The sequence below is a fragment of the Bacillus sp. B-jedd genome (genome assembly GCF_000821085.1).
GTDB lineage: Bacteria > Bacillota > Bacilli > Bacillales > Cytobacillaceae > Bacillus_D.
Window position 1 is genome coordinate 144,455 of the sequence record NZ_CCXR01000002.1, and the last position, 10,682, is coordinate 155,136.

The 10,682-nt window shown below is 45.2% G+C and carries 11 protein-coding genes; 5 read left to right on the forward strand and 6 right to left on the reverse strand.

Translation table 11 applies throughout. From position 1 onward, the window contains the following. Positions 1 to 8: 8 nt before the first annotated feature. Positions 9 to 1,127, reverse strand: coding sequence for a GAF domain-containing sensor histidine kinase (locus BN1002_RS22505; protein ID WP_048828253.1), 1,119 nt, complete (start codon positions 1,125 to 1,127; stop codon positions 9 to 11). 179 nt (positions 1,128 to 1,306) lie between these two features. Then, positions 1,307 to 3,031 carry a phospho-sugar mutase gene (locus BN1002_RS22510; protein WP_048828354.1) on the reverse strand — a complete coding sequence of 575 codons (1,725 nt, stop codon included), beginning with the start codon at positions 3,029 to 3,031 and terminating at the stop codon, positions 1,307 to 1,309. A 189-nt stretch (positions 3,032 to 3,220) separates the two neighbouring features. Between BN1002_RS22510 and BN1002_RS22515 the strand changes: the two genes are divergently transcribed. Continuing rightward, on the forward strand, positions 3,221 to 3,655 hold the full coding sequence (locus tag BN1002_RS22515; protein WP_048828254.1) for a disulfide oxidoreductase: 435 nt from the start codon (positions 3,221 to 3,223) through the stop codon (positions 3,653 to 3,655). Further along, positions 3,652 to 4,131: a thioredoxin family protein gene (locus tag BN1002_RS22520; protein WP_048828255.1), complete on the forward strand. Its 480-nt coding sequence runs from the start codon at positions 3,652 to 3,654 to the stop codon at positions 4,129 to 4,131. The genes BN1002_RS22515 and BN1002_RS22520 overlap by 4 nt, the downstream gene beginning before the upstream one ends. A gap of 106 nt (positions 4,132 to 4,237) precedes the next feature. On the opposite strand, the gene BN1002_RS22525 is transcribed toward BN1002_RS22520, so the two are convergent. Then, on the reverse strand, positions 4,238 to 4,633 hold the full coding sequence (locus tag BN1002_RS22525) for a DUF5365 family protein (RefSeq protein ID WP_048828256.1): 396 nt from the start codon (positions 4,631 to 4,633) through the stop codon (positions 4,238 to 4,240). Between the two features lie 131 nt (positions 4,634 to 4,764). Between BN1002_RS22525 and BN1002_RS22530 the strand changes: the two genes are divergently transcribed. Continuing rightward, entirely contained in the window at positions 4,765 to 5,685 is a 921-nt protein-coding gene (locus BN1002_RS22530) for an RluA family pseudouridine synthase (RefSeq protein WP_048828257.1), read from the forward strand. A 47-nt stretch (positions 5,686 to 5,732) separates the two neighbouring features. Here BN1002_RS22530 and BN1002_RS22535 read toward each other — a convergent pair whose 3' ends face one another. Together BN1002_RS22535 and BN1002_RS22540 are read right to left on the reverse strand one after the other, a co-directional pair. Further along, the gene (locus BN1002_RS22535) at positions 5,733 to 5,990 is read right to left on the reverse strand and encodes a GlsB/YeaQ/YmgE family stress response membrane protein (protein ID WP_048828258.1); all 258 of its coding nucleotides are present in this window, start codon (positions 5,988 to 5,990) and stop codon (positions 5,733 to 5,735) included. A 278-nt stretch (positions 5,991 to 6,268) separates the two neighbouring features. Next, positions 6,269 to 7,096, reverse strand: coding sequence for an aldo/keto reductase (locus BN1002_RS22540; protein WP_048828259.1), 828 nt, complete (start codon positions 7,094 to 7,096; stop codon positions 6,269 to 6,271). A gap of 406 nt (positions 7,097 to 7,502) precedes the next feature. Between BN1002_RS22540 and BN1002_RS22545 the strand changes: the two genes are divergently transcribed. Both BN1002_RS22545 and BN1002_RS22550 read left to right on the forward strand, forming a co-directional pair. Then, positions 7,503 to 8,120 carry a DUF47 domain-containing protein gene (locus tag BN1002_RS22545; RefSeq protein ID WP_048828260.1) on the forward strand — a complete coding sequence of 206 codons (618 nt, stop codon included), beginning with the start codon at positions 7,503 to 7,505 and terminating at the stop codon, positions 8,118 to 8,120. Between the two features lie 11 nt (positions 8,121 to 8,131). Beyond that, complete coding sequence (locus tag BN1002_RS22550; RefSeq protein ID WP_048828261.1) at positions 8,132 to 9,130, forward strand: inorganic phosphate transporter; 999 nt, start codon at positions 8,132 to 8,134, stop codon at positions 9,128 to 9,130. 68 nt (positions 9,131 to 9,198) lie between these two features. On the opposite strand, the gene aspA is transcribed toward BN1002_RS22550, so the two are convergent. Beyond that, positions 9,199 to 10,641: an aspartate ammonia-lyase gene (aspA, locus tag BN1002_RS22555; RefSeq protein ID WP_048828262.1), complete on the reverse strand. Its 1,443-nt coding sequence runs from the start codon at positions 10,639 to 10,641 to the stop codon at positions 9,199 to 9,201. Positions 10,642 to 10,682: the final 41 nt, after the last annotated feature.

Here is a 10,682-nt window from a genome sequence, read left to right on the forward strand (position 1 = left end):
TCCCCCCTTCATACAGGAATTTTGACCGATAATTTAGTCCCCGCTCCCGCGCTGCTTTCCAATAGGAATTGGCCTCCCAAGCCCTCTGCCCTGTCTCTCATACTTTTTAAACCAAGAGACGGCAATTCGCTGTCTTCATTGAAATGGAACCCGCATCCTGGATCGCTGATTTCCAGCAGCACAACATTCTTTTCCATCGCAAAATCAATTACAATCGTTGTCTGGCCGGAATGCTTTTTGCAATTGGCCATAGCTTCCTGGCCGACCCGCCAAAGGGCTTCTTCAATTTTAGCCGGTAATTTCACGACACCTTTGACGTTCATTTCAAGCTCAAGCCCAAGCATTTGCGCATAACTGCTCAGCGCACTGACAATCCCATTTTCAAGCCCCTGGGGACGAAGCTGCCAAATGAGCGCCCTCATTTCATTCAACGCTTCCTGAGCCATTTCCTGAATATAAGTGAACGTTTCTTTTATCTCCATACTCCCTGCCATGGAAGCTCCGCCTTTCGCGGTCAGACTGACGGAAAAAAGCAACTGGTTGACGGAATCATGCAGGTCCCGCGCAAGCCTGTTCCGCTCTGCGGTCAATGCAAGTTCCTGCTCCTGCCGGGCCAGTTTTATCCTCTTCAAAGACGATCCGATTTGGAGAGCGACAGATTCCAGCAGTGCCAGTTCCTCTTTATCAAAATGGGTCTTGTGAGGAGATCCGACATTCAGGAGCCCGAATTTTTCCTCCCCCGCCCTTAGCGGCACTGTTGCATGGTGTGTCAGTGAATCCGTATCACCCAGATTATTTAAAATCGCATCTTCAAGCCGTTTACATTCAATAATATTTGTCGCTTTATCCAATCTGCCATCCCGATACCGTTCAATGCACCAGCAGTCTCCCGAGCACATTGGCGCAAAATTGGAACGCGACAGTGCTTCCGGCAATTCTTTTTTGGCCGAAAGGGTATAAGAACCTTCCGGACCGATTAAAAAAATCCAGCCGGTTTTCAGTCCGGTGACATGAAGCAATTTTTCCAGCACATCAGAAAGGATTTCTTCTGCGTCCGTCCCTTTATTCAGCAACTCGGCAATTTCCTTTAGAATGCCAAGCTTTTGCAGTCTTGACTCCGCCTCCATTTGCTTTCCCCCACCGCCGTTTTCCTCCATTATACCTTTTTTGCAGAAAATTGCCTTTGGCCAATCGGAGGAAAGTAACTGCGACTAAAGGCTGAGAAAAACCGGTTGGGCATTAGCTTAATGATTTTGAAGAAATAAAAAAATCCCGGCTGGCCTTTGTGGCTGCCGGGATTTTGAAATCAAAGTGTCTTATTCACAAGTTCCATGAAGTCTGTTTCTATTTCCTTCCGTTTCTTTTGGCTTGCTTCAAGGCTTACATCATTGACGCCGAAATAGAACTTGATTTTCGGCTCCGTTCCAGATGGACGCAGGCAAACCCAAGACCCATCCTCGAGGAAATACTTAAGCACATTTGATTTAGGCAGGTCAATGCGTTCCATTCCCGCAGATGATGCCCGGACGCTTTCAAGATAGTCCTCAGAAGCAACCACGGCCAGGCCTGCAAGTGAAGAAGGCGGCGTTGACCGGAAGCCCGCCATGATATTCGCGATTTTTTCAGCTCCATCTTTACCTTTCATCGTTAGCGACTGAAGGCCTTCCTGGAAGTAACCGTATTTTTCAAAAACATTCATTAGGCCATCATAAAGGCTTAATCCTTGCTTCTTATAATAAGCGCACACTTCGGCGGACATCAGCGCTGCCTGGACAGCATCCTTGTCGCGGGCAAAGTCGCCGATCAGGTAGCCATAGCTTTCCTCATAGCCAAACAGGAAAGTGTGCTCGCCAGTTGTTTCGAATTCCTTGATTTTCTCTGCGATGAATTTAAAGCCGGTCAGAACATCCATCGTATTAAGGCCATAAGCTTCGGCTATTTTCCGGCCAATCTCCGAAGTAACAATTGTTTTAAGGACGACTCCATTTTGAGGGAGTGTACCTTTGGCCTTTTTCTGCTCAAGAATATAGTCGAGAAGGAGGGCGCCTGTCTGGTTTCCGGTCAGGACAACATACTCGCCTTCATGATTTTTAACGGCAATGCCTAGCCTGTCCGCATCAGGGTCAGTGGCAATTAAAATGTCGGCATCCACTTTCTTTCCGTCCCGAATCGCCAGTTCAAACGCAGCATGCTCTTCCGGGTTCGGGCTTTTGACCGTGGAGAAATTAGGATCCGGAAGTTCCTGCTCACGGACAATATGGACATTTTTATAATGGAGTGCCTCCAGCGCTGCCCGGACCGGCTTATTGGCTGTACCGTGGAGTGGCGTAAAGACGATAGTAATTGGCGATTCCTCGGCAATGCCCGGATTTTCTGAAATCGTCGCCAGCATATCCGTATACGCCCGATCCACCTTTTCGCCAATGGTTTCGATCGACCCGGCACTCCGTAGCGTTTCCTCACTTTCAACCTCGATTAAAAGTTCATTTTCCAATTCATTGACTTTAGCAATGACCATATCCGCAGCAGCCGGCGGAAGCTGGGCTCCATCCTCTCCGTAAACCTTGAATCCATTGTATTCCGGAGGATTATGGCTCGCTGTAATGACGATGCCCGCCGCGGCATTTAAATACCTGACCGCAAAGGAAAGCTCGGGTGTCGGCCTCAGTTCATCAAAAACGTACGCCTTGATTCCTTTCGTGGCCAGTGTCCTTGCCGCTTCCATCGCAAATTCAGGTGATTTATGGCGTGAGTCGTAGGCAATGACCGCACCACGGTTTTTAGCCTCTTCGCCCAGCCCCTCTATATAGGCTGCAAGTCCGGCAGTTGCCTTACGGATGGTATAAATATTCATCCTGTTTGAGCCAGCGCCGATTTCTCCCCTCATTCCGCCCGTTCCAAATTCGAGATCCTTATAAAAGGATTCCTCAAGCATTTTTTCATTCTCTTTCAAAAGCTGGAGCTCATTTTTCAACTCCGGGTCCATGTTTTCAAATAAAAGCCACCTATCTGCTTTATTCTTCCATTCCATTCTGATTCCTCCAATTCCGGCAAGCATTTTTTCTCTCATTTACCCGCGGATATACCCGCTTAATAATATTTGTCCCCTTTATTTTATAGGGTTGGCTGGGATTTTTCCACATTCGTCATAATTCGAGCCGGTCGCCTGATTTGTACAAATTCACTTTTTCCTCTAAAATTTATTGAAAGAGGTGAAAATATGGAGAAGGACAACCGGGAAAATATTTTATTTTTGGCATGGGCGGTTTCAATCATAGCAATGTTCGGAAGTCTTTATTTTTCGGAAATCCGTCAATATGAACCATGTGAATTATGCTGGTACCAACGGATTCTCATGTATCCGATGGCCCTCCTGCTCGGCATTGCCATCGTGAAGAAAGATTTCCGGATAGCGCTGTACAGTACATGGTTATCCGCTATCGGCTTGGCCGTTTCAGCCTACCATTATTCCTTGCAAAAATTATCCTTTATGGCAGAGGCAGCCCCGTCATGCGGCAGGATTCCATGTACCGGGCAATATATTAACTGGCTGGGCTTTATTACCATTCCATTCCTTGCCTTTATAGCCTTCGCACTTATTTTTGCCTGCAGCATCATTATTTTGAAACGAAAAAAAGGGGATCAATCCATATGAAAAAAATAATGCTATTTCTAGGAGTCATCGTTGTCCTATTTGCAGGGGTAGCTTATCTGACAAATCAGCAAAACGAAGAAAAGACAAAAGAAAGCAACAATCCCTATGGCGATAAAAAGCTCTATCCAGAAACTATCGCACAGCTGGATGACCCAAATTACCAAACCATCATTACAATGGAAAATCTCGAGAAGAAGCTTTCTGCCGGGGAAGATGTAACTGTCTACTTTTACAGCCCGACCTGCCCCCATTGCAAAAAAGCGACACCAATCCTAATGCCGCTGGCGAAGGATATGAATATCGAAATCGACCAGCTGAATGTCCTTGAGTATGAGCAGGCATGGGACATTTTCAAAATTGAAGGCACCCCTACTTTAATCCGTTTCGAGGATGGCCGGGAAACAGCCAGGGTGACAGGCGGCCGGGATAAGCAGGAATATCAGGATTGGCTCGATGAACATGTTTCAAAAAAATAGTCGCTAATAAAGAAAAAAACGCCTGCTCGCGCGGGCGTTAACTTTTGCACCAGTCAGTCATAAAACCTGGCTGGCGTTATGAATTTACCATTCCAAAACGGGCTGTTTAAACAAGTAGTTGATTGGCAGCGGGAGTGTACATGCTGAAAATCGGTTCCCCGTTTTTCAGACCAAAGATGAAAGATTCAAAATCGAATGGAAAATACATTCCATAATCCCTTAAAGTATCGGCATTCTTCGAGAAAAGCGCCCGATGATGGTCACTTGGATTCGGCGCCTCCAAAATAAAAATTAGGGTCTGAAGGCTCGCCATGACGTAAAATGCGTCCCGCAGTGTGCCAAAGGAGTCAGCAGCATCTCTCTTATGTAAAACCCCTTTCCTAAAAAATCCCTCAATTTCTTTGTCAGTAAAATACTTTGGCAGAACTTTTGAATAAAAATAATGGATGAGTTCGTTGATTTCTTGCTCCTGGCCAGGCGTTGAGGCAAAAACGATTTTCACGTAAAAACCACCTTTGTTACAATTGTCATATCGATGTAATATATCATTAGAATAGCATATTCCCAACTGTAAAAAGACTGGTAATTTAAACCACGAAAAAAGCACACTTTCAAAGATAAAGGAGCCAAAAAATGCTTAAAACAAAACGGCTGGGGAAATTCTTAGAGCTGACAATTCCACCTGAATGGAACGGGGTGACCGTTGCAGGGATTTTTAAATTAAAATGGAAAGCCCCTAAAAAACTTATCCATGAATTCCGGATGGAAGGAAGAGTAAAAATCCATGGGGAAAAGGCCCGCTGGGAAACTCCTCTCGCTGCCGGAGACAAAATTCATATTGATTTGTTTGCGGATTCACCTCCGCTCATTGAGCCTTTTTGCACCGATATTGAAGTCCTTTACGAGGATGACCATTTGATAATTGTAAATAAGCCTCCTTTTATGAATACTCATCCAAACGATGAGGGCGACCATCATACCTTGCTGAACGCTGTCGCCTGCCATCTGCAGGCCACAGGCGAATCGGCAGCCCTGCATCATGTCCACCGGCTCGATCGTGATACAACTGGTGCCATCCTTTTCGCCAAGCATCCTCTTGCCGGGTCAGTTCTCGACCGGATGCTAGAGGAACGCTCCATTAAAAGAACCTATGTGGCAGCTGTGCATGGAGCTGGACTTAGAAAAAAGGGGATTATCGACGAACCAATCGGCAGGGACAGGCATCACTCTACTCGCCGGCGCGTGTCTCCTGCCGGACAGGAAGCCCGGACAAATTATAAAGTTTTAAAAGTGGAGCCATCCAATAATCTCACTTGGCTCACCTGTTGGCTTGATACTGGGAGAACTCATCAAATCCGGGTCCATTTCAGCCATATCGGCCACCCACTGGCGGGAGATGTACTATATGGAGGGAAGCCGGTCTTTAACAGACAAGCCCTTCATTCTGCAAAATTGTCTTTCACCCACCCAATAACTTTTGAAAAAATCGAGGTTCGCGCACCCTTTATCGATAATCCGCCTATTTTCAAAGGAATTAGCTTAGAGATGATTTAATGCGCACAGCAAAAAGCCTCCCAATATATGGGAGGCTTCTCGCTTTATTAATGGTTTGACCTTCTAAAAGCTTTCATAATCATGCTCAACAAGAAGACAAGAATTACAGCGCCAATAATCGCTGGTACTATTGCAAAGTCCGCTACGTGCGGTCCCCAGTTACCGAAAATCGCTGTCCCTAACCAAGCACCTACGAAACCTGCAATAATATTACCTATGATTCCACCTGGAATATCTCTGCCTACAATCATCCCTGCAAGCCAACCGATAATTCCTCCGATAATTAATGCCCAAAGAAAACTCATGAAAATTCACTCCTTGAAAGTAGTTTATAGATTGTAAAGTGCGCCTTTAACTTGGCTGCTGCAGCCACAAACAGTTTAGAAAAACGAGTGGTTCTTTTTGTTTCGCCTAACTGTTTGTACCTTTAAATTACCCGCATTTATTTAAAATAAACACACTGACAATCCAACTTTCAAAAAATGGTATCGAAGGTTTCCTTCTGGGCTGGTTGATAAGGAGTGCTGCCCTAACCTAAAACCGACATAAAATCCGGAACAACGAGACAACATTTCCAGCATTTTTAAAAATCGAAGTTATCCGGGTCTGCTCCGAAACGGGTATTTGCATTCAGGTTGTTGATTTCGTCCATATCATAACCCGAAAGTTCAAAATCAAAAAGATCGGCATTTTCCCGAAGCCTTGAAGATGTTACTGATTTAGGGATAACAGCCACTCCGTTCTGCAAATGCCAGCGCAAAATGACTTGAGCGGGAGTTTTTCCGTTTTTTTCTGCGATGGCCGTTAAGATTGGATCGGCAAGAATCCTTCCCCTGGCCAGCGGGGACCATGCCTGGACGAGAATATCATTTCTTCTACAATAATCCCTTAGCTGGGTTTGCGATAATGCCGGATGCAGTTCAACCTGATTGACAACAGGCTTCAATGAGCTGTGCTTTGCCAGGTCTTCCAAATGATGAATATTGAAATTGCTGACCCCGACTGCTCGTACCTTCCCTTGCTGATAAATCTCCTCGAGGGCCTTCCAAGTCTCAAGGTACTTTCCTTTCACCGGCCAATGGATCAAATATAAATCAATATAATCAAGCCCCAGCTTCTGCCGGCTCGTTTCAAAAGCATTTAATGTCGATTCATATCCCTGGTCACTGTTCCATACCTTTGTGGTTACAAAAACTTCCTTACGCGGAAGCCCACTATCCCTAACAGCCTTTCCGACTCCTTCTTCATTTTGGTACATGGCGGCTGTGTCTATTAATCGGTAGCCAAGTTTTAGCGCTTCATTAACTGTCTTTTCCGCCTCGGCGCCTTCCTCTACTTTATAGACTCCAAGTCCAAAAAGAGGCATTTCCACCCCGTTATGAAGCTTGGCCGTATCTTTAATTGAAAGCATTCATTTTTCCTCCTTCTCATGTTCTTTATCTAAAGTTTACATTTTGCATGCACAACTTGCACATTATAACAGTAAAACTTTACTCAGCCGGTTTTATTGTAAAAAACAAGGATATATAAAGAAGGAAATTAACGTTTTTTTACACCCCGGTTTTCTCTATAATAAATTGAAATAAAAATTGGTATTCCCACGGGAACAGGGTGGTTGATTCTACATGCCTGAGCTCCTATCAACCAGCTTATTAAAATAAAATAGCCAAATTATTAAGTTCAACCTATATAGTCCAATTTTTATGTTAAGTTTTTGTAAATTTGGTGCAAACGTCTTTTCTTTTTCGACAAATTTCCTTTACAATAGTTTAGCTTGAGTCTTTTGAAATAGGATTAAAAAACGGGGGTTATCCGAAATGGCTTTTAAAAAGAATGACAAGTTCTCTTTGCTTCTTGGGGAAATTGCTTCAAACCTTAAGGAAAGCGTAAATTACTTTACAGATTATAAGCTAAGAAATGTAAGCGACCTAAAGACTTTTTCCGAAAACATGAAGGAGTTCGAAACAAAAGGCGATACTTATGTCCACACGGTAATCAAAGAGTTGAATGATGCCTTCATCACTCCGATTGAACGCGAAGATATCCTTCACCTTTCAAATAGTATGGACGATGTCCTGGACGGACTTGAGCATTGCGCCGCCCTTTTTGAAATGTATTCCATGACTGATGCGGATGACTTTATGCTGCAGTTCACTTCAGCCATCCAGAGCAGCGTTCTTGAGATTGAAAAGGCGGTTACCCTTCTTGCAACGAAAAAATTGCTGCAAATTCGCGAACACGCCATTTCAATTAAAGACTATGAATCAAAATGTGATGGTATTTTAAGACAATCGATAAAACACCTATTTTCGGTTGAAAAAGATCCGATCCGAATCATTCAATATAAAGAAATTTATGAAACACTTGAAGACATTGCCGACAGCTGCCAGGGGGTAGCCAACACACTTGAAACCATCATCATGAAAAACGCGTAAGGAGCTTAACTATGGATCCCGTATTTATATTAACCGTAACCATTGTCATTTTTGCTCTGGCGTTTGACTTCATTAACGGGTTTCATGATACGGCAAATGCCATAGCAACTTCCGTATCAACAAAAGCCCTTAAACCGCGCCATGCGATTCTTATGGCTGCCATCATGAACTTCGTCGGTGCGATGACATTTACCGGGGTTGCCAAAACAATTACAAAAGGAATTGTTGACCCATTTACTCTTCAAAATGGGACTACTGTCATTCTTGCCGCCCTGCTGTCAGGGATAACTTGGAACCTTCTCACCTGGTATTTCGGCATCCCAAGCAGTTCTTCCCATACGTTAATTGGTTCGATTGCGGGAGCGGCGATTGCTTCTTCCGGATTTCAAACTATTGAATACCAGGGATTCCTTAAAATTCTCGAGGCACTCATTTTCTCGCCAATTCTAGCCTTTGTTGTCGGGTATATCATATACACCATTTTTAAATTTGTTTTTAAAGATGCCAATTTGACGAAAACCAACCGCAATTTTCGCTTGATCCAAATTGGGACAGCGGCGCTGCAGTCTTATACGCATGGTACGAACGATGCCCAAAAGGCTATGGGGATCATCACAATGGCTCTGATTGCCAATGGCTATGTCGAAACATCCGACATTCCTTTTTGGGTCCAACTAGCCTGTGCGACAGCCATGGGACTCGGAACTTCTGTCGGGGGTTGGAAAATTATTAAAACTGTTGGCGGAAAAATCATGAAAATCCGCCCAATTAACGGCGTTGCTGCGGATCTAACCGGTGCCGCGATTATTTTCGGGGCGACTTATATCCATCTCCCAGTGAGCACGACGCACGTCATTTCATCAGGTATTCTTGGCGTAGGCGCTTCCCACCGCCTGAAGGGCGTAAAATGGGGAACGGCCCAGCGGATGCTGATCACTTGGGTGATCACCCTCCCGATTTCAGCCCTGATTGCCGCAACTTTTTATTATATATTGAATATTTTTCTTTAAACCGCAAAAAAGCAGGGATGAGCATTCATCCCTGCTTTTTTCATGGCCACCTTATATTCAAGCACGTATTAAACCTCAACTAAATCCTTTTTCTTTAAAAGCTCTTTGCCCGAGATGCCGGGGTCCGTCATTTCAAATGGATGGAGGATAGCGTCAAGTTCCTTATCTGTCAGAACGTTCCTTTCTACACAGAGCTCCCTTACCGATTTCCCTGTCTCGATGGCTTCTTTCGCAATTGAAGCGGCTGTTTCATAGCCGACATGGGGATTGATGGCCGTAATGATCCCGACACTGTTATCGACATATTCCTGCATCCGTTCCCGGTTGGCTTCAATGCCCTCAAGGCAATATTTCCGGAATACATCGAACACATTTGTCATGATTTTTATTGATTGAAGCAAATTGAAGACAAGGACCGGCTCCATCACATTCAATTCAAACTGGCCAGCCTCTGAAGCGAGGCAGATTGTATGGTCGTTGCCAATGACCTGGAACGCTACCTGGTTCAGTACTTCAGCCATGACCGGATTCACCTTGCCAGGCATGATGGAAGACCCGGGCTGGCGCGGCGGCAGCATGATTTCCCCAAGCCCCGTTCTCGGTCCGGAAGCCATCATCCTCAGGTCATTTGCTACCTTCGACATGTTCATCATGCAGACCTTCAGCGCCGATGAAACTTCCAGATAACAGTCCGTATTCTGTGTGGCATCTACAAGATGCTCGGCTTTTACAAGCGGCAACCCACTATTTTCCGCCAGATAGCTTACGACTTTCTCAATATAGTCAGGATCAGCATTAAGGCCCGTCCCTACCGCGGTCGCCCCCATATTGACTTCATATAAGTGCTGCCGGGAATTCTGAACCCTCTCAAGATCCCTCCATAAAACACGCGCATAAGCCTGGAATTCCTGCCCAAGCCTGATTGGGACCGCATCCTGCAAATGGGTACGGCCCATTTTGATGACATCATCGAATTCTTCCGCTTTATTCTTGAATGAAGCGTTAAGCGCTGCCATATTTTCAAGCAGCCCTTCCAACGAAGACAGGACAGCAAGATGAATTGCGGTCGGGAATGCGTCATTTGTGGATTGTGCCATGTTAACATGTGTATTAGGGCTAATATAGGAATAGCTGCCCTTCGGTTTGCCAAGCAGTTCAAGAGCCCTGTTGGCAATGACTTCATTGGCGTTCATATTCACCGATGTGCCCGCGCCACCCTGAATGGGATCGACAATGAACTGATCGTGCCAGCGGCCCTCGTGGACTTCATCTGCGGCTGCAATGATGGCATCCGCTTTTTCTGGTTCGAGCTGGCCGGTATCCCTGTTAGCCATTGCCGCAGATTTTTTAACGATGGCCATAGCTTTGATCAGGCTGGAATCAATCGTATAGCCTGTAATCGGAAAGTTTTCGACTGCCCGCAGCGTCTGAACCCCGTAGTAGGCTTCCGCCGGGACTTCCTTTTCCCCCAGGAAGTCTTTTTCAATTCTGTATTCTGTCTTTGTGCTCATTTCTTCCGCCCCTTTGTTCATGCGTGCCAATAAATTAATCT